Source organism: Streptomyces sp. NPDC048275 (assembly GCF_040652275.1).
Taxonomy (GTDB): Bacteria; Actinomycetota; Actinomycetes; order Streptomycetales; family Streptomycetaceae; genus Streptomyces.
The window spans coordinates 25813-44918 of sequence record NZ_JBEZLR010000069.1 but is presented as its reverse complement, the minus strand read 5'-3'; the positions used below and the strand labels follow the sequence as shown (position 1 = coordinate 44918).

The 19106-nt window shown below is 69.5% G+C and carries 15 protein-coding genes; 10 read left to right on the top strand and 5 right to left on the bottom strand.

The window, feature by feature from the left end:
- The first annotated feature begins 56 nt into the window (after positions 1-56).
- The 3 genes from AB0D57_RS32265 to AB0D57_RS32255 are packed head-to-tail and all read left to right on the top strand — an operon-like array spanning position 57 to position 2574.
- On the top strand, positions 57-1253 hold the full coding sequence (locus tag AB0D57_RS32265) for a thiolase family protein (RefSeq protein WP_362081048.1): 1197 nt from the start codon (positions 57-59) through the stop codon (positions 1251-1253).
- Positions 1250-1945, top strand: a complete 696-nt coding sequence (locus AB0D57_RS32260) for a 3-oxoacid CoA-transferase subunit A (protein ID WP_362081045.1) — start codon at positions 1250-1252, stop codon at positions 1943-1945. Before AB0D57_RS32265 ends, AB0D57_RS32260 begins: the two co-directional genes overlap by 4 nt.
- On the top strand, positions 1945-2574 hold the full coding sequence (locus AB0D57_RS32255) for a 3-oxoacid CoA-transferase subunit B (protein WP_362081042.1): 630 nt from the start codon (positions 1945-1947) through the stop codon (positions 2572-2574). The genes AB0D57_RS32260 and AB0D57_RS32255 overlap by 1 nt, the downstream gene beginning before the upstream one ends.
- Before the next feature lie 108 nt (positions 2575-2682).
- Here the strand turns inward: AB0D57_RS32255 and hemE are convergent, their stop codons facing one another.
- A complete protein-coding gene (gene hemE / locus AB0D57_RS32250; RefSeq protein ID WP_362081039.1) occupies positions 2683-3750 on the bottom strand; it encodes a uroporphyrinogen decarboxylase in 1068 nt (355 codons plus the stop codon).
- Positions 3751-3948: 198 nt separating this feature from the next.
- Here hemE and AB0D57_RS32245 point away from each other — a divergent pair, with 198 nt between their 5' ends.
- Both AB0D57_RS32245 and AB0D57_RS32240 read left to right on the top strand, forming a co-directional pair.
- Positions 3949-4617 carry a DUF3000 domain-containing protein gene (locus AB0D57_RS32245; protein WP_362081036.1) on the top strand — a complete coding sequence of 223 codons (669 nt, stop codon included), beginning with the start codon at positions 3949-3951 and terminating at the stop codon, positions 4615-4617.
- A gap of 369 nt (positions 4618-4986) precedes the next feature.
- A complete protein-coding gene (locus tag AB0D57_RS32240; RefSeq protein WP_019073943.1) occupies positions 4987-5649 on the top strand; it encodes a response regulator transcription factor in 663 nt (220 codons plus the stop codon).
- Positions 5650-5815: 166 nt separating this feature from the next.
- Here the strand turns inward: AB0D57_RS32240 and AB0D57_RS32235 are convergent, their stop codons facing one another.
- The gene (locus AB0D57_RS32235; RefSeq protein ID WP_362081032.1) at positions 5816-7066 is read right to left on the bottom strand and encodes a sialidase family protein; all 1251 of its coding nucleotides are present in this window, start codon (positions 7064-7066) and stop codon (positions 5816-5818) included.
- Between the two features lie 421 nt (positions 7067-7487).
- Between AB0D57_RS32235 and AB0D57_RS32230 the strand changes: the two genes are divergently transcribed.
- Positions 7488-8765 (top strand): ribonuclease D, encoded by a 1278-nt coding sequence (locus AB0D57_RS32230; protein ID WP_362081029.1) that lies wholly within the window; start codon positions 7488-7490, stop codon positions 8763-8765.
- An 86-nt stretch (positions 8766-8851) separates the two neighbouring features.
- Here AB0D57_RS32230 and AB0D57_RS32225 read toward each other — a convergent pair whose 3' ends face one another.
- The 3 genes from AB0D57_RS32225 to AB0D57_RS32215 are packed head-to-tail and all read right to left on the bottom strand — an operon-like array spanning position 8852 to position 11936.
- Positions 8852-9682: a carbohydrate ABC transporter permease gene (locus AB0D57_RS32225; RefSeq protein ID WP_362081026.1), complete on the bottom strand. Its 831-nt coding sequence runs from the start codon at positions 9680-9682 to the stop codon at positions 8852-8854.
- Positions 9679-10620 carry a sugar ABC transporter permease gene (locus AB0D57_RS32220; protein ID WP_362081023.1) on the bottom strand — a complete coding sequence of 314 codons (942 nt, stop codon included), beginning with the start codon at positions 10618-10620 and terminating at the stop codon, positions 9679-9681. The genes AB0D57_RS32225 and AB0D57_RS32220 overlap by 4 nt, the downstream gene beginning before the upstream one ends.
- Positions 10620-11936, bottom strand: a complete 1317-nt coding sequence (locus AB0D57_RS32215; RefSeq protein ID WP_362081020.1) for an ABC transporter substrate-binding protein — start codon at positions 11934-11936, stop codon at positions 10620-10622. The genes AB0D57_RS32220 and AB0D57_RS32215 overlap by 1 nt, the downstream gene beginning before the upstream one ends.
- Before the next feature lie 144 nt (positions 11937-12080).
- Between AB0D57_RS32215 and AB0D57_RS32210 the strand changes: the two genes are divergently transcribed.
- The 4 genes from AB0D57_RS32210 to AB0D57_RS32195 all read left to right on the top strand — a co-directional run bounded on the left by AB0D57_RS32210 (position 12081) and on the right by AB0D57_RS32195 (position 19062).
- Positions 12081-14450: a glycoside hydrolase family 2 protein gene (locus AB0D57_RS32210; protein WP_362081017.1), complete on the top strand. Its 2370-nt coding sequence runs from the start codon at positions 12081-12083 to the stop codon at positions 14448-14450.
- Positions 14447-15484 (top strand): LacI family DNA-binding transcriptional regulator, encoded by a 1038-nt coding sequence (locus AB0D57_RS32205; RefSeq protein ID WP_362081014.1) that lies wholly within the window; start codon positions 14447-14449, stop codon positions 15482-15484. Before AB0D57_RS32210 ends, AB0D57_RS32205 begins: the two co-directional genes overlap by 4 nt.
- Positions 15485-15718: 234 nt before the next feature.
- Entirely contained in the window at positions 15719-16936 is a 1218-nt protein-coding gene (locus AB0D57_RS32200) for an acetyl-CoA C-acyltransferase (protein WP_362081009.1), read from the top strand.
- Positions 16933-19062 carry a 3-hydroxyacyl-CoA dehydrogenase NAD-binding domain-containing protein gene (locus AB0D57_RS32195; RefSeq protein ID WP_362081006.1) on the top strand — a complete coding sequence of 710 codons (2130 nt, stop codon included), beginning with the start codon at positions 16933-16935 and terminating at the stop codon, positions 19060-19062. Before AB0D57_RS32200 ends, AB0D57_RS32195 begins: the two co-directional genes overlap by 4 nt.
- Positions 19063-19106 lie beyond the last annotated feature (44 nt).

The window sequence follows — 19106 nt, the reverse complement described above, 5'->3', positions numbered from 1 at the left end:
ATTTGGTCAGATATTGGTCCTTCACCGTATCAAGGCTCGCGCTTAGCGTGGTCGGCATGACTGCTTTCGTCTATGCCGCAGCCCGCACGCCGTTCGGGCGCTTCAACGGCTCCCTCGCGGGCGTCCGCCCCGACGATCTCGCGGCGTCCGCGATCAACGGCGTGCTCGCGAAGACGCCCGGTCTCGACCCAGCCGCGATCGGGGAGATCGTGTGGGGCAACGCCAACCAGGCGGGTGAGGACAACCGCAACGTCGGCCGGATGGCCGCCCTGCTGGCCGGGCTCCCCGTCTCCGTGCCCGCCACGACGGTCAACCGGCTGTGCGGCTCGTCCCTCGACGCCGCCATCATCGGGTCACGGACCATCGAGGTGGGCGACGCCGACGTCGTACTCGTCGGCGGAGTGGAGTCGATGACCCGGGCGCCGTGGGTGCTCCCCAAGCCCGACCGCGCGTTCCCCGCCGGCCATGTCACCGCGGTCTCCACCACGCTGGGCTGGCGACTGGTGAACCCCCGCATGCCGGCGGAGTGGACGGTCTCGCTGGGCGAGTGCAACGAGCAGCTGCAAGAGCGGTTCGGCATCCCGCGCGAGCGGCAGGACGAGTTCGCCGTCCGCTCCCACCGACTGGCCGCCGAGGCCTGGGACAAGGGGTTCTACGACGATCTGGTCGTCCCCGTCGACGGTGCCGGACTCGCCCGCGACGAGGGCATCCGGGCCGACTCCAGCGTCGAGAAGCTGGCCGCGCTGAAGCCGTCGTTCCGCACAGACGGCACGATCACCGCGGGCAACGCGTCGCCGCTCAACGACGGCGCCTCCGCCGTCCTGCTGGGCTCCGAGGCGGCGGCGGACGTCATCGGCCTGGCACCGCTCGCCAGGATCGCCGGCCGGGGCGCCTCCGCACTGGAGCCGCAGGCGTTCGGGTTCGCGCCGGTCGAGGCCGCCGAGCGGGCGCTCGCGCGGGCCGGCATCGGATGGGACCAGGTCGGCGCGGTGGAGCTCAACGAGGCGTTCGCGGTGCAGTCCCTCGCCTGCGTGGACGCCTGGGGCGTCGACCCGGACATCGTGAACGTCAAGGGCGGCGCCATCGCGATCGGCCACCCGCTCGGGGCTTCCGGCGCCCGCCTCCTCGGAACGCTCGCGAAGGTGCTGGCCGAGCGCGGCGAGCGGTACGGCGTGGCGGCGATCTGCATCGGCGTCGGGCAGGCGCTGGCCGTTGTGCTGGAGAACCTCGAAAACACGGAGGCCGGCCGATGAGCCGGGCCGAGGTACTGGAGACCGTCGACGCGGCGGTGGCGGGGATCGAGGACGGCAGCACCGTCCTGGTGGGCGGCTTCGGGCTGGCCGGTATGCCCTTCGACCTCGTCGACGGGCTCATCCGGCAGGGCGCGAAGGACCTGACGGTCGTCAGCAACAACGCCGGCAACGGGGAGGTCGGCCTGGCGGCGCTGCTCAAGGCCGGGCGGGTGCGGAAGGTCGTCTGCTCCTTCCCCCGGCAGAGCGACTCCTATGTCTTCGACGAGCTGTACCGGGCCGGCAAGATCGAGCTCGAGGTCGTTCCGCAGGGCAACCTGGCCGAGCGGTTGCGCGCGGCCGGTGCGGGCATCGGCGCGTTCTACTGCCCGACGGCGGTGGGCACACCGCTGGCCGAGGGCAAGGAGGTCCGCACCATCGACGGGCGCGACCATGTACTGGAGTACCCGATCAAGGGCGACGTCGCCCTCATCAGCGCCCACCGTGCCGACGCGATGGGCAACCTCGTCTACCGAAAGACGGCCCGCAACTTCGGTCCCGTCATGGCCACGGCCGCCACCCGGACGATCGTCCAGGTCTCCGAGGTGGTCCGCGTCGGCTCCCTCGATCCCGAGGCCGTCGTGACACCGAGCATCTACGTCGACCGGATCGTGACGGTCCCGCCTCGTCGGTACACCTCCGAAGGAGCCCGCTGATGGCACTCACCCCCGACGAGCTCGCCGCCGTCGTCGCCCGCGACATCCCGGCCGGTTCGTACGTCAACCTGGGCATCGGCCACCCGACCAAGGTCGCCGACCATCTGCCGGAGGGCTCCGGCATCGTCCTGCACACCGAGAACGGCATGCTCAACATGGGCCGCGCCGCCGTCGGCAACGAGATCGATCCGGACCTGACCAACGCCGGCAAGGTGCCGGTGACCGAGCTGCCGGGCGCGGCGTACTTCCACCACGCCGACTCCTTCGCGATGATGCGCGGCGGCCATCTCGACGTCTGCGTACTCGGCGCCTACCAGGTCGCCTTCAACGGGGACCTGGCCAACTGGCACACCGGACGCCCCGACGACATCCCGGCCGTCGGCGGTGCGATGGACCTGGCCATCGGCGCCAGGGACGTCTACGTGATGATGACGCTCTTCACCAAGAACGGCTCCCCCAAGCTCGTGCCGGCCTGCACCTACCCACTCACCGGCCTGGCCTGCGTGAGCCGGGTCTACACCGACCACGGGATCTTCGACCTCGCCGGCGGCGAGGTGAAGATCCTCGAGACCTACGGCAGCACCGTCGAGGACCTGACAGACCGCCTCGGACTCAAAGGCGTCGCCTGACGTGAACACACCCATGCGGGGACCGGTTCGCGTACCGGCCCCCGCAGAATGCCGTTGGGGTCGACCGCGTCCTCACCACATGGTGCGCGGCCGCCAGCGCCGCAGGCGTCAGCGCGCGGTCTGCGTGTGCACGTACTCCACGAGGCGGGTCAGCGCCTCCGGGTTCGTGGACGGCGGGACGCCGTGGCCGAGGTTGAAGATGTGGCCTTCCAGCCCGGCGGCGGCGTCCAGGACCTCGCGGGTCTTGGTCTCGACGGCCTCGGTCGAGGAGAAGAGGACCGCGGGGTCGAGGTTGCCCTGGAGCGCCTTGCCGGGCCCGACACGCCGGGCGGCCTCGTCGAGCGGGACGCGCCAGTCGACGCCGACGACGTCCGCGCCCGCCTCGCCCATGAGGCCGAGCAGCTCGCCGGTGCCGACGCCGAAGTGGATGCGCGGAACGCCGTACGACGCCACGGACTCGAAGACCTTCGTGGACGCGGGCATCACCGAGCGGCGGTAGTCGGCGGGTGCCAGGGCGCCGACCCAGGAGTCGAAGAGCTGGACGGCGCTGGCGCCCGCCTCGATCTGCACCTTGAGGAAGGCGGAGGTGATCTCGGCGAGACGGTCGAGCAGGTCGGCCCACAGCTGCGGGTCGCCGTACATGAGCGCCTTGGTGTGCTCGTGGTTCTTGGACGGTCCGCCCTCCACGAGGTAACTCGCGAGGGTGAAAGGCGCGCCCGCGAAACCGATGAGGGGGGTGGAGCCGAGCTCGGCCGTCAGCAGCTTGATCGCCTCGGTGACGTAGCTGACGTCCTCCGGGGTCAGATCGCGCAGTCGCGCCAGGTCGGCGCGGGTGCGGATCGGGTTCTCGACGACCGGGCCGACGCCGGGCTTGATGTCGAGGTCGATGCCGATGGCCTTCAGCGGGACGACGATGTCGCTGAAGTAGATCGCCGCGTCCACGTGGTGCCGGCGCACGGGCTGCAGCGTGATCTCGGCGACCAGCTCGGGCTGCATGCAGGACTCGAGCATGGGGATGCCCTCGCGCACCTTGAGGTACTCGGGGAGCGAGCGACCGGCCTGGCGCATGAACCACACCGGTGTGTGGGGCACGGGCTCGCGCCTGCACGCCTTGAGGAAGGCGGACTCGTACGTGGCTGTCGGCTGCTGCCCGGCAGGGCTGTGGTTGGCACTCACGACGGAAAGTCTCGCACGCCCCACGGACATCCGGATCCCGGGCTCCGACGCCGTCCGCGTCCACGGCTCCCACCCCGGCTCCGGCGCCACGAAACGCCCGCCGGAACAGGCGCGTTCACTCAACGCGATCCGGACAGTGGTACCGCGCACGGGTGTCTCTCCCTGCACGCGGGCTCCGTTCCCCTTAATCTTCCCCGCATGGCTGCGGCTCAAGGACGACTGTCGGACGGCACTGGCGGAATGGACGACGCCGAGGAGGGGGACAAAGATGCGAGGGAGAAAGCTCCGTTGCCTTTCCGGGCAGCCGTCGACGCGCTGAAGGGCGCGCGGCTGCGGCCGGAGATCGAGATCGACCCGACGCCCCCGCCGAAGCGCCTGGCGCCGTACGCGTACGCGCTGGAGGCGGCGGTCGTCGCCGACGACGACGATCTCGCGGACGGCCGGCTCGTGCTGCTGTACGACCCGGCCGGGCACGACGCCTGGCAGGGATCCTTCCGGCTGGTGACGCTGCTGCGCGCGGAGCTGGAGCCGGAAATGGCGTCCGACCCGCTGCTTCCCGACGTCTGCTGGTCCTGGCTGACCGGCGCGTTGCAGGGCCGCGGTCTGTCGTACGGCGAACCGAGCGGCACCGTCACGCGCGCGAGCTCGCACTACTTCGGCGGCCTCGCCGAGCGCCCGTCCGCCTCGCAGATCGAGATCCGCGCCTCCTGGACGCCCCGCGAGGGCCTGGGCGGCGTACCGGACACGGCGGCGCACCTCGCCGCCTGGTGCGATCTGCTCTGCCAGATCGCGGGCCTGCCGCCGACGGGGCCGGGCGACGCGTCGGTGGTGACGCTTCCGCAGCGCCGGGGCCCGCAGTCGCGCTGAGCGCCTGCGCGCCCGCGCGCGTCCACGTCGTGTCCTGTGCGGCGCCACTCTTGTTGTCTCCTGTGCGGCGCCGGTCCTGTTGTCTCCCGTGCGGCGCCGGTCTTGTGCGACGCCACCCGCTTGCCGGGTTTCCTTGCCGAGTCTTTGTCGATACGACCACTTTCAGCCGTGTCACGACTCGGAATGACTCGGTTCGATCTTCGGATGATCGATCGCGTGTCCGAATTGCACGGATTGTTACTCACCACATCGTGATCATTCTCTAAAGGTCGTCGGGTTTGATGCCGAAGAGGTCTGTGACCTTGAAAGCACGGTTCGTCCCGGCTTCATCCCCAGAGCCGGTACCGTCCCGCACCCCCAGGAGGCCTGGTGTCCGTTCTCCTCGAGCAGCCCGCAAGCCTGGTCGCCTACCGCCCGAACAAGCCGACTGCCATGGTGGTCGTGGCTGACCCTCGGGTCCGCTCCACCGTCACCCGCCACCTCTGGGCGCTCGGAGTGCGCGACGTCATCGAGGCGTCGTCCGTCGCGGAGGCCCGCCCCCGAATCGGCAACCCACGCGACATCTGTGTCGCCGACGTCCACCTGCCCGACGGAAGCGGGCTCACCCTGCTGTCCGAGACCAGAGCCGCGGGCTGGCCCAACGGCCTCGCCCTCTCCGCCGCCGACGACATCGGTGCCGTACGCAACGCCCTCGCGGGCGGCGTCAAGGGCTACGTCGTCACCGGCACCCGTACGAACGTCGGGCTCCCCACCCGGCCGGGCGCCGCCCCCATCGGTTCTGCCGCCGCCCGTATGCACCGCCGCCCCCCGGGTGCCCCGAGCCACCCGGGCGGCTACCGCGAGCTCTCCGGCCGCGAGGTCGAGGTGCTCCGGCTGGTCGCCGAAGGCCAGTCGAACAAGGCGATCGGCGTCTCGATGGGCCTGTCCGCGCTCACCGTCAAGAGCCACCTCGCCCGCATCGCCCGCAAGCTCGGCACGGGCGACCGCGCCGGGATGGTGGCGGTCGCCCTGCGGACGGGGATCATTCACTGAACCTGCCGCCGTCACCCGTCACGGACGCGAAGGGGATCCGCCGCTGATCCTCGTCCACGCACCTCTTCCCTCTTGAGCCTGATCATTCACCGACTTGGCTGGTTCACGCCCCACCCGAGCGCCCGTCGACAGACCGTTCCGTCGGCGGGCGCTGTCGCGCCGCCCTTCAACGGACCTGCTCACCACCCGCCGTCAGCAGGCTCAGCGGAATACGGCGGAACTCGATCTCCTCGTACGCCGCCTCGGCCCCCGTCTCGTACAAGATCCCCACCGTCTCGGCATCGAGCCGCACCAGATCCGAATACGCGGCTTTCTTCGAGGACAGAGTCAGCACCTTTTCGAAGGAGCGCCCTGAGTCCGCACTGCTCCACACCGCCATCGACACACGGTCGGTCGGCACCGAAGACGCCGAGAACAGCAGCCTCCCGTGCTCGCCGGCCAGTTGCAGCACACTGCCCTGCACCAAGGGCACATCGTTCAGTGAAGGCTGCTCCTCATAGCCCCGGTCAAGGGTGGCACCGCCATCCCTGGAATACGCGTCCAGGCGGTTTCCCGGGCTCGTCCCCTTTTGGTTCCGGGCGCTGAAGTACAGACGCCCGTCGGGCAGTTGCGCCGCGGACGACTCATTCGCGTTGTACACGCCCTCGTAGGCGTCCTCCGCGAATCCGATCCGCCAGGACCGGCCCCCGTCGTCGCTGTAGATCGCGTGGGCGCCGAAGTACTTGGGCTCCTGCCCGGTGTCCGTGGACCCCGCGGGCGGCGCGGCGGAATGGTTCGCGGGGACGACCAGCCGCCCCGCGTTCTCGCCCCGCGTCAGGGCGATCGCGTGGCCCGGCCCCGTCGCGTACCAACGCCAGCCGGGCCGCTTCACCGTGGACGTGATCTCCCGGGGTGACGAGAACGACACCCCGTCGTCCCGGCTCGTCTGCACGAACACCCGCCGGCCCTGCTCCTGCGTGGCCTCGCCGCGCAGCAGCTGCGCCTCGGTGACATCGCCGCTGTTGTACGAGGTGACCAGAACGAGGTGTCCCGTGCCGGGATCGGCGACCGGCGCCGGATTTCCCCGGGTGTCGCCCTTGCCCTCCGTGACGACCTGCAGTGGACCCCACGTGCAGCCACCGTCACGCGACCGCTTGAGCACCACGTCAATGTCGCCGCTGTCCTTTCTGCCGCCCACTCGCCCTTCGGCGAAGGCCAGCAAGGTCCCGGCGCGCGTCCGGACGATGGCCGGTATGCGGTACGTGGCGTAACCACGACTGTCCGCGACGTACGGGGCCGATGAGACGCATCCCCGCTTCCCCTCGGCATCCGCGCTGTCGGCCTCCTCCGCCCCGGGCCGGGCGACGACCACCACCGCGGCGACGACGACCGCGACAGCGCCGAGAACGAACACGCGGCGGTTCAGGCTCAGGACCATACGGTTCCATGCTTTCCCAGGCGCGGAAGAAGATCGTCGGAGACCGACGCCGGACAACTCCCGCGAACCTAGAGGTGCCGCGGTGACGCAGCAACTCCCGTGGGTCAAAAGCGAATTGAAGAGCAGGCAAAACGGGACGACCGTGAGCCGAGACCGCCGGACCTGCCGAGAGGCCGTCCAGGGCGCCGTGCGCGTTCACGCAGCGCGCCGGGGATGCCGTTCATGGCCACGGCGATCGCGCGGCCTCCGGTCGGGCCCGGTTCCAAGTTCGGACAGGTACCACGAAAGGAGTAATCAGGGCACTCGGAACAAGCGACACTTCCCGGTCATGAGCTCCACTTGTGCAATGTTTTCGCAGGTGAACCGACCAATGACCTGAAGATGCAGGTCAGGCACTCGAACATCCCGATACCCTTGACAGGTGACCGACGCCCAAGAGACCGCAGAAGACAGCTCACTGCGAACCACCGGAGGCGGCCCTCCGGACGACGTCGAAACGGCGCCGATCCCTTTGCTTGAGCCCCGAGAAGGTATTCCGCCTGTCGTCGCCGACGAGGCCTCGCTCGCCGAGGTGATCGCCGCCTTCGCCGCCGGAACCGGCCCCGTGGCCGTCGACGCCGAACGCGCGTCCGGGTACCGCTACGGCCAGCGCGCCTATCTGGTGCAGCTGCGCCGCGAGGGGGCGGGCAGTGCGCTGATCGACCCCGTGGCCTGTCCCGATCTGTCGGGGCTCGGCGAGGCGATCTCCGGTGTGGAGTGGGTGCTGCACGCCGCCACCCAGGACCTGCCGTGCCTGCGCGAAATAGGCATGGTGCCCACGCGGCTCTTCGACACCGAGCTGGCCGGCCGGCTGGCCGGGTTCCCGCGGGTGGGCCTCGGCGCCATGGTCGAGAGCGTCCTCGGCTTCGTACTGGAGAAGGGACACTCCGCGGTCGACTGGTCCACGCGCCCGCTCCCCGAGCCGTGGCTGCGCTACGCCGCGCTCGATGTGGAGCTGCTCGTCGACCTGCGTGACGCCCTGGAGAAGGAGCTCGACCGGCAGGGCAAGCTGGAGTGGGCCACACAGGAGTTCGACGCGATCGCGCAGGCCGAGCCCGCGCCGCCGCGCAAGGACCCCTGGCGCCGTACGTCCGGGATGCACAAGGTGCGCCGCCGTCGGCAGATGGCCGTCGTACGGGAGCTGTGGGAGGCCCGGGACCGGGTCGCGCAGCGCCGGGACATCTCGCCGGGCAAGGTGCTCGGGGACGCGGCGATCGTCGAGGCCGCGCTGTCCCTGCCGCCCAATGCGCACGCCCTGGCCGCGCTGAACGGCTTCGGGCACCGGATGGGGCGGCGCCAGCTGGAGCAGTGGCAGGCCGCGGTTGATCGCGCCAAGGCGCTGCCGGACTCCGAGCTGCCGCAGCCTGGGCAGCCGGTGACCGGGCCTCCGCCGCCGCGCGCCTGGGCCGACAAGGACCCGGTCGCTGCGGCTCGGCTGTCCGCCGCGCGGGCCGGAGTGTCGGCGGTGGCCGAGCGGCTGAACATGCCGCAGGAGAATCTGATCGCTCCGGACACGGTGCGGCGGGTGTGCTGGGAGCCGCCGGCCGTCCCGGATGCGGAGTCGGTCGGGGCCGCGCTTGCCGGGTACGGGGCACGGGCGTGGCAGGTGGAGCAGGTGACGCCGGTGCTGGTGGCCGCGTTGTCCGCGAAGGCGCCGTAGGCGGTTTGGCCGGGGCGGCGGCCGCGGGTCGGTTGTGGCCGGTCGCGCCCACCCGCGTCTCCGGCCTGATCCGCCGGACAGGCCGCTCACCTGGTCGCTCCGCGCATGAACCCGTTGTAGATGAAACGCTGCAGGAACAGGAACGCGATCAACGTGGGGACGATCACCAGGACCGCTCCTGCCGAGATCGTCTCCCAGTGGGCTCCGAAGGGGCCCTTGAAACGGAACAGCGACGTCGAGATCACGCCAAGATCTTCGGACGGCATGTAGAGGAACGGGATGTAGAAGTCGTTGTAGACGGTGATCCCCTTCACGATCACGACCGTGGCGACGGCGGGCTTGAGGAGCGGGAAGATGATCTTTCGGTAGATCGTGAACGCGTTCGCTCCGTCGAGCCGCGCCGCCTCGTCGAGCGAGATCGGGATCGAGCGCACGAACTGCAGGAAGATGTAGATCGACACGATGTCCGTGCCCATGTAGAGGGCGATCGGCGCCCAGCGGGTGTCGAACATGCCGAAGCTGTTGACGATCTGGAAGGTCGCCACCTGGGTGGTGACACCCGGCACGAGCGTCGCGACCAGGAACAGGGCGACCACCAGCTTCTTGAAGCGGAAGGTGAAGCGGTCGATCGCGTAGGCCGTCATCGACCCGATGACCACCGTGCCGGTGATCGCGAAGAGCAGGATGAAGGCCGTGTTGCCGAACGACCTGAGCATCCCGCCGTCCTGAAACGCCGTCACATAGTTGTGGAAGTTGAGGAAGTCGTCCGGGAGCGTGAGCGCGCCGGTGTCGTTCGCCATCTCCTTCGAGGACTTGAGGGAGGTCAGGAAGACGACGACGAGCGGGAGCAGGACGACGAGTGAGGCGACGGTCAGCGACAGGTACGTGGCGGTGCGGGCCAGTCCTCGGCGCGTCATACGAGATCCACCCTGTCGTCCGGGACGAGGCGGCGCTGCACCCACGTCACCCCGAGAATGATCAGCAGCAGCACGACGGCGGCCGCGGACGCGAGCCCCGTCTTGTTGAACTGGAAGGCCAGCTTCACCGTCTGGATCACGAAGGTCTCGGTGCCGGTCGCGCCGCCGGTCATGATGAACGGCACCTCGAAGGCCGAGAGCGAGCCGGAGATCGACAGGATCACGGTCAGGCTGAGTACGGGTCTGATGCCGGGCGCGATGATGTAGCGGAACTGGTGCCAGCGGTTCGCGCCGTCCAGCTCCGCCGCCTCGTACAGCTCCCCCGGGATGGACTGGATCGCGCCGAGGAACAGCACGAAGTTCAGGCCCGTGTAGCGCCAGACGGAGACCCCGGCGAGCGAGGTGTTCGCGGACGTCGGTGTGCCCAGCCAGGCCCGGTCGGAGTGGATGCCCAGCAGGCTCAGCAGCGAGTCGAGCGTGCCGCCGTCCTGGAAGAAGTAGAGGAAGACGAAACCGATCGCGACCCCGTTGATCAGGTACGGGAAGAAGAGCACGCCCTTGAAGAAGTTCCGGAAGCGGACGTTGAAGCTCAGGACCGTCGCGAAGTAGAGCGCGGCGGCGATCTGGACGACGGACGCGGCGAGGTAGTAGCCGCTGACGAAGAAGACCTGGAACAGCTCGGGGCGGGTGACGAGTTCGACGTAGTTCTCGGCGCCCGTGTAGTGCAGCTGGGGGCTGACACCGTCCCAGTCGGTGAAGCTGTACGCGATCATGTTGGCGACCGGCGCGTAGGTGAAGGTGATCAGGAGGGCGAGCGGGACAGCGAGGAAGAGCCAGGGGGTCAGGCTCCGGGCCAGGCGTGGGGTGCGCGGGGTTCGCGGCGGCCGTACGGGAGGCGCCGCCCCGGTCGGCGGCGCCTTGTGCACCGTGCCGGTCATCAGGACCCCACGGTCTTCGCCGCCTCGGTCCAGCGCTTGCCCAGGTCGTTCAGGAAGTCGTCGAGCTTGCCCTTCTTGGCGCCGTGGGCCAGGTCGACGAGGCTTTGGCGGTAGTCGGGCGCGTAGAGGCCGACCTCCGACTCGTTGTCGATCAGTTTGACCGTGGCGCCCGCAGTGTCGTCCAGCTCGATGAACTTCACGCCCGCATCGTCGTACGGCTTCAAAACCGACGGCAGCGGGGCGCCCTTGACCGGCGAGAGGGTCAGATTGTCGTCCGCGTAGCCGGACTTGTCGGTGAACCAGTCGATCCAGGCGCGGGCCGCCTCCTTGTGCTTCGAGTGGACGTTGACGGCCTGGTTGTAGTCCGGAGAGACCACCGCGCAGAATGCGCCGTCGACCTGGGCCGGGAACGGCATGAAGCCGACGTCGGCCGGGTCGGTGCCGGCCTCCTCGGCCGCGGCCCGGAACTGGGTGATCGCCCAGGAGCCCAGCCACATCGTGGCGATCTCACCCTTCGCCAACTTGGGTTTGGAACCCTCCCAGTTGGTGGTCGTCGGGTCCTTCTCGGCCAGCCCGTCGTGCACGATGTCGTACAGCAGGGTGTCCCCGACGCGCAGATCGGCACCCTTGGCCCAGGGGTCACCCTCGGCCAGCGCCGTCGTCGCCTGTGTGTCGCAGCCGACCGAGCCGTTGACGGACGTCCACGACGTCAGCGGCCACATGTCCTTGAAGTTCGTGTAGTACGGGACAGCCGTCGTCTTCGCCTTGATCGCCTCGAGGTCGTCGATGAACTCGGCGGGCGTGGTGGGCCAGTCGGTGATCCCGGCGTCCTGCCAGACCCTCTTGTTGTAGAGGAATCCCGGGGTCACGCCGATCGGGCTCTGTCCGTAGACCTTGCCGTCGACCGTGGTGAAGTCCGTGAAGCGGTACTTCTTGTTGCGCTCGGCGCTGGTGCCCAACGAGGCGAAGAACTTCGGGTAGTCACCCTTCTTGATCACGGCCGGGATCATCAGCACATCGCCGTAGTTCTCGGTGTTCATGCGGATCTTGACCTCACCTTCGTAATCGGTGATGCCATCGAATTCGACCTTGACCTTGGGATAGATCTTGTTGAATTCGGCCGCGTACTTATTCATCGTGCCGTCCTGCACGAGGTCGGTCCGGTGCGTGAGGACCTGGATCGTCCCGGACACCGTCCCCGGATCGTCGGGAGCCTTCGCGTCCGCGCCCTTCGACGTGCCTCCGCTCCCGGTGCAGCCCGCGGCCAGCAGTACGGCGGCGAGCAGTGTTCCGGCGAGTGACTTGCGGCGGTTCATCTGCACCAGCTCCGTTCGCGTCGGTTGGCTGATTCGGCACTCTGACAGCCGTTACTGAACCGGTAAAGTCCTTATTTCGCCAACGATTCCGAATGGTTTCGCAATCCTGGGCACCTTGTCGCTCAACCGGTTTAGGGAGTGCGCATGCTGGAGGTCACACCGCTCACCGAGGGATGGACCCTGCGGTACGAGGGAGCCGCGCTGCCGGCCGCGGTCCCGGGCTGTGTGCACACGGATCTGCTGGCGGCGGGGGTCATCCCGGACCCGTTCCTCGGACGCGGCGAGGCCGAGGTCGCGTGGGTGGGGCGGCGCGACTGGACGTACGACATCGACGTGCCCGCCCCCGCGGGGCATGAGCAGACCGACCTCGTCTTCGACGGTCTGGACACCGCCGCCGAGATCCGTCTCGACGGTCAACTCCTCGGCTCCGTACGGAACATGCACCGCTCGTACCGCTTCGACGTCACGGCACTCCAGGGCCCGCTGTCGGTGCGCTTCGGCTCCGCCTACACCGCGGCCGAGGCGGTGCGCGAGCTCCTGGGCGAGCGGCCGAACGCGTACCCCGAGCCCTTCCAGTACCTCAGGAAGATGGCCTGCTCGTTCGGCTGGGACTGGGGCCCCACGCTGGTGACGGCCGGGCTGTGGCGGCCGGTGCGGCTGGAGCACTGGTCGACCGCGCGGATCGCCCGCGTACGGCCGGTGGTGACGGTGCGCGGATCGACGGGCCAGGTGACCCTGCACGTCGAGGTGGAGCGGACCAGGGTCGAGGCCGACCTCACGATGGAGGCCCGGGTCGGCGGGGTGCGGGTGCGCGCGGTGCTCGACGGCACGAGCGGGGTCGTACGTCTGGAGGTACCGGACGTCGAGCTGTGGTGGCCCCGGGGATACGGCGAACAGCCTTTGTACGAGGTTGAGTTGACGCTCTCCGATGCCCAGGGTCCGCTTGACGCCTGGCATCGGCGCATCGGCTTCAGGACCGTCGAGCTGGATCGGAGTCCCGACGCGCACGGCACCGGCTTCACCTTCGTCGTGAACGGCGTGAGGGTCTTCGCGCGCGGCGTGAACTGGATTCCGGACGATGTCTTTCCGTCCCGGATCACCCGCGAGCGCTATCGCACCCGGCTCACCCGGGCGGCGAACGCGGGGGTCGATCTCGTACGGGTCTGGGGTGGCGGGATCTACGAGAGCGAGGACTTCTACGAGGCCTGCGACGAGTTGGGGTTGATGGTCTGGCAGGACTTTCCCTTCGCCTGCGCGGCCTATCCGGAGGAACAGCCACTGCGCGGCGAGGTGGAGGCCGAGGCCCGGGAGAACGTCGTACGACTGATGCCGCACCCGTCGCTCGTGCTGTGGAACGGCAACAACGAGAACCTGTGGGGCTTCAAGGACTGGGGCTGGGAGCGGCGGCTGGCCGGGAATTCATGGGGTGAGGGCTACTACTTGGGGCTACTGCCCCGCGTGGTGGCGGAGTTGGACCCGGGTCGGCCGTACGCGGCGGGCAGCCCCTGGTCCGGTTCCTGGGAGCGCCACCCGAACGACCCGGCGCACGGCACGCATCACTCGTGGGAGGTGTGGAACCGGGCCGACTACGGTGACTACCGGCTTCACGTCCCGCGCTTTGTCGCCGAGTTCGGCTGGCAGGCGCCGCCCGCGTACGCGACGCTGCGGCGCGCGCTGCCCGGCGAGGTGCTCGCGCCCGACTCGCCCGGCATGCTGCACCACCAGAAGGCGGACGACGGGAACGGCAAGCTGGAGCGGGGGCTCGCCCGGCATTTCCCGGTGCCTGAAGGGGACTTCGACCGGTGGCACTACCTCACCCAGGTCAACCAGGCCCGTGCCGTCGCCACCGGCATCGAGCACTGGCGCTCGCACTGGCCCGTCTGCGCCGGGACCATCGTCTGGCAGCTCAACGACTGCTGGCCGGTGACCTCGTGGGCGGCGATCGACGGGGACGGGCGGGCCAAGCCGCTCTGGCACGAGCTGCGGCGACTGTACGCCGACCGGTTACTGACCCTCCAACCCCGTGCCGGTGGACTGGTGTTGGCGGCGGTGAATCAGGCCGCCGAACCGTGGTCCGAGTCGCTCACACTGCGGCGGATGTCCGTCGAGGGCGTCGTGGTGGGCGAGACGACGGTGAGTCTGTCGGTCGCCGCACGCACGGTCGCCGATGTGCCCGTGCCGGGGGAGCTGCGACCGGTCGGCCCGAAGGAGTTCCTGGTGGCCGACGCGGACGGGCTGCGCGCCCTGCACTTTCCGGTGCCGGACCGCGAAGTCCCGTACGCCCGGCCCCGGTTCGACGTCGCTGTGACGCCGGGCGCGGTGACGGTGACCGCCCACACTCTCGTACGGGATCTGCTGCTGCAGGCCGACCGGCTGGACCCTGCCGCCGAGGCCGACACCGGACTGGTCACGCTGCTCCCCGGCGAGCGGGTGACCATCGGGGTGCGCGGCTGGGAGACTCCCGACGCGGCGGCCGCACGGTCCGCCCTGTACTGCGTGGAGCCGACCCGATGACAGCAGCGCCCCCGCCCCGCGTCACCATCAAGGACGTCGCCGCGCGTGCGGGAGTGTCCAAGGGGGCGGTCTCGCTCGCCTTCAACCACAAGCCGGGTTTGTCCGACGCCACCCGGACCCGGATCTTCGCGGCGGCCAAGGAACTGGGCTGGGCGCCGAATCTCACCGCGCGGTCGCTGGCCGGCCGACGGGTGGACGTGGTGGGGCTCGCCATCTGCCGGCCGGCCAAGCTGCTCGGCCTCGAACCCTTCTACATCGAGTTCATCTCCGGCGTGGAGAGCGTGTTGACCGAGCACTCGTGCTCGCTGCTGCTGCGTCTCGTACGGAATCTGGAGGAAGAGGTCGGACTCCAGGACGCCTGGTGGAAGGGGAAGCAGGTGAGTGGGTCGATCCTGGTGGACTTCCGGGCGGACGATCCGCGGGTGGCGGCCGTGGAGCGGCTCGGGATGCCGGTCGTCGCCGTCGGGCACCCGTCCCTGACCGGCAGCCTCACCTCCGTCTGGACCGACGACGCCACCGCCGTCGCGGAGGCCGTTCGGTATCTGGCGGCGCTGGGGCATCGGCGGATCGCCCGGGTCGGGGGTGCGGCGGCCCTGGGGCATACGTCCATCCGTACGGCCGCGTTCGACGAAGCCGCGGGGGCGCTGGCGCTGGCCGGGGCGTGGCAGGTCGCGACCGACTTCTCGGGGGACGCGGGGGCGCGGGCGACGCGGTCGCTGTTGAGCGCCGCTCCCCCGGACCGGCCGACGGCGATCGTGTACGACAACGACATCATGGCGGTGGCGGGGTTGTCGGTGGCTTCGGAGATGGGGCTGTCGGTGCCGGGAGATGTGTCGCTGCTGGCCTGGGACGACTCACAGTTGTGCCGGCTGACGCATCCGACGTTGTCTGCGATGAGTCATGACGTGCACGGGTTCGGGGCGGATGTGGCGCGGACCTTGTTCGGGCTGATCACCGGGGAGGGGGCGGAGTCGCATCCGGTGCCTACCCCTGTTCTGACGCCTCGGGGGTCTACCGCGCCGCCGAGGTCGTGACGTCGGGTGCGGGTGGTGAGTGGCCGGTCGCGCCCACACGGCGGCGCCGCATATGTCTCAGCCCCGCGCCCCTGACGGGGGCTGCACGACCATGGGTTTTTCATGTGACGTTCGCCGCTCCCGGGCCCGGGGCTGGGCAGGGTGGTTACTCGTAAGTAGCATGGGGAGGTGAGCGCGCGCTCAGGGCGTGTGCGTCGCGCAGTAGTGCCATCCCGCATCTGGAGGAGAGCCATCGTGCCTCGTACCGTCAGGGACGTCGTCTTCGTCGACGGCGTCCGCACCCCGTTCGGCAAGGCGGGCCCGAAGGGCATCTACCACGAGACCCGCGCCGACGACCTCGTCGTCAAGGCCATCCGGGAGCTGCTGCGCCGCAACCCCGGCCTGGACCCCAAGAAGATCGACGAGGTCGCCATCGCCGCGACCACGCAGATCGGTGACCAGGGTCTGACGCTGGGCCGTACGGCCGGCATCCTCGCCGGGCTCCCCCAGTCGGTTCCCGGCTACTCCATCGACCGCATGTGCGCGGGCGCGCTGACCGCCGTCACCACGACCGCGGGCTCCATCGCCTTCGGTGCGTACGACGCCGTGATCGCCGGTGGTGTCGAGCACATGGGCCGCCACCCCATGGGCGAGGGCGTGGACCCGAACCCGCGGTTCGTCAGCGAGAAGCTGGTCGACGAGTCCGCCCTCTTCATGGGCATGACCGCCGAGAACCTGCACGACCGCTACCCGCACATCACCAAGCAGCGCGCCGACGAGTACGCCGTGCGCTCGCAGGAGAAGGCCGCGAAGGCGTACGCCAACGGCAAGATCCAGCAGGACCTGGTGCCGATCTCGGTGCGCAACACCAACGCGGAGGTCGGTGAGACCGGCTGGGGCCTGGTCACCGCCGACGAGCCGATGCGCCCGGGTACGACCCTGGAGAACCTCGCCGGTCTGAAGACGCCGTTCCGTGTGCACGGCCGGGTCACCGCCGGTAACGCGGCCGGTCTGAACGACGGCGCCACCGCGTCGATCATCGCGAGCGAGGACTTCGCGCGCGAGAACAACCTGCCGGTCAAGATGCGCCTGGTCTCCTACGCCTTCGCCGGCGTCGAGCCGGAGGTCATGGGCTACGGCCCGATCCCGGCGACCGAGAAGGCCCTCGCCAAGGCCGGTCTGTCGATCGAGGACATCAACCTCTTCGAGGTCAACGAGGCCTTCGCCGTCCAGGTCCTGGCCTTCCTCGACCACTACGGCATCGCGGACGACGACCCGCGCGTCAACCAGTACGGTGGCGCCATCGCGTTCGGCCACCCGCTGGCCTCCTCCGGCGTCCGTCTGATGACGCAGCTGGCCCGCCAGTTCGAGGAGCAGCGACACGTCCGCTACGGCCTGACCACCATGTGCGTCGGCTTCGGCATGGGCGCGACGGTCATCTGGGAAAACCCGCACTTCGAGGGGGACAAGTGAGCACCACCGCTGAGCTTTTGAAGGGTGCGGCCGAGCTGTTCCCCGACGAGGTCGTGACGTCCGGACACGTCCGTCACCTCGACCTGCCCTTCGGCGCCGGGCGCTTCGCGCTCATCACGCTGGACAACGGCTTCGACCACACCAAGCCGACCACCTTCGGCCCGGCGTCGCTGGCGAACCTGAACGCCGCCATCGACCAGGTCGAGAAGGAGGCCGCGGCCGGCGAGATCGTCGGTGTCGGCGTCACCGGCAAGCCGTTCATCTTCGCGGTCGGCGCGGACCTCAAGGGCGTAGAGCTCCTGAAGAACCACGACGACGCGCTCGCCATCGGCAAGGGCGGCCACGAGGTCTTCAAGCGGCTGTCCGGGCTCGCGGTGCCGACCTTCGCGTACTACAACGGTGCGGCGATGGGCGGTGGCGTCGAGGTCGGTCTGCACTGCAAGTACCGGACCGTCTCGAAGGCCATCGCGGCCTTCTCGCTCCCCGAGGTGTTCCTGGGTCTCGTCCCGGGCTGGGGCGGCTGCACGATCCTGCCGAACCTGATCGGTGCGGACAAGGCTGTCTCGGTCATCATCGAGAACTCGCTCAACCAGAACAAGCAGCTCAAGGGCCAGCAGGTCTTCGACCTCGGCATCGCCGACGCCCTGTTCGAGGGCGCGGACTTCCTGGAGCAGTCGCTGATCTGGACGGCGAACGTCCTCAAGGGCGACGTCACGGTCGAGCGTCCGGAGATCGACCGCGGCGAGGCCTGGGACCAGGCCGTCGCCAAGGGCCGGTTCATCGCCGACGGCAAGGTGCACGGAGCGGCCCCGGCCGCGTACCGCGCGCTGAACATCATCGAGGCGGCCAAGGACGGTGACCTGCAGAAGGGTTACGACGCCGAGGACGTGGCCCTCGCCGACCTGATCATGGGTGGCGAACTGCGCTCCGGCATCTACGCCTTCAACCTGGTCCAGAAGCGCGGCAAGCGCCCGGCGGGTGCGCCGGACAAGTCCCTCGCGCGTCCGGTCACCAAGGTGGGCGTCGTGGGCGCGGGCCTGATGGCCTCGCAGCTCGCGCTGCTCTTCCTGCGGCGCCTCGAGGTGCCCGTCGTGCTGACGGACATCGACCAGGAGCGCGTCGACAAGGGTGTGGGCTACGTCCACGCCGAGATCGACAAGCTGCTCGGCAAGCACCGCATCAACCAGGACAAGGCCAACCGCCTCAAGGCCCTGGTCACCGGTGTGCTGGACAAGGCCGAGGGCTTCGCGGACGCGGACTTCATCATCGAGGCCGTGTTCGAGGAGATCGGCGTCAAGCAGCAGGTGTTCGCGGAGGTCGAGGCAGTCGCCCCGGCGCACGCGATCCTCGCCACCAACACCTCCTCGCTGTCGGTCACCGAGATGGCGTCGAAGCTCAAGAACCCCGAGCGGGTCGTGGGCTTCCACTTCTTCAACCCGGTCGCGATCCTCCCGCTCCTGGAGATCGTCCGCGGCGAGCGGACGGACGACGCCTCGCTGGCCACGGCCTTCGGTGTCGCCAAGAAGCTGAAGAAGACCGCGGTCCTGGTGAAGGACGCCCCGGCGTTCGTCGTCAACCGCATCCTCACCCGCTTCATGGGCGAGATCCAGAACGTCATCGACGAGGGCACCTCGGTCGAGGTGGCGGAGAAGGCGGTCGAGCCGCTGGGTCTGCCGATGTCCCCGCTGGTGCTGCTCGAGCTCGTCGGCCCGGCGATCGGTCTGCACGTGTCGGAGACCCTCAACCGGGCCTTCCCGGACCGCTTCACGGTCTCCCCGAACCTCGCCGCCGTCGTCAAGGCGGGCAAGCGCGGCTTCTACGTGTACGACTCCGGGAAGCCGGAGCTGGACCCGGAGGTCGCCGCGCTCCTCAAGCAGGGCGATGTCGTCCTCACCGAGGAGCAGGTCCGTGACCGCGTCCTGGACGCCGTCGCCCAGGAGATCGGGCTCATGCTCGACGAGGGTGTCGTCGCCGAGGCCCAGGACATCGACCTCTGCCTGATCACCGGCGCCGGCTGGCCCTTCCACCTGGGCGGCATCACGCCGTACCTGGACCGCGAGGGCGTCTCCGAGCGGGTGACCGGGAAGCGGTTCCTCGAGGCCGGGGTGGCCTCGGTTCCCGCGTAACCTCCCGAAGAACACGAGTGAGGGCCCCCGCCACGGCGGGGGCC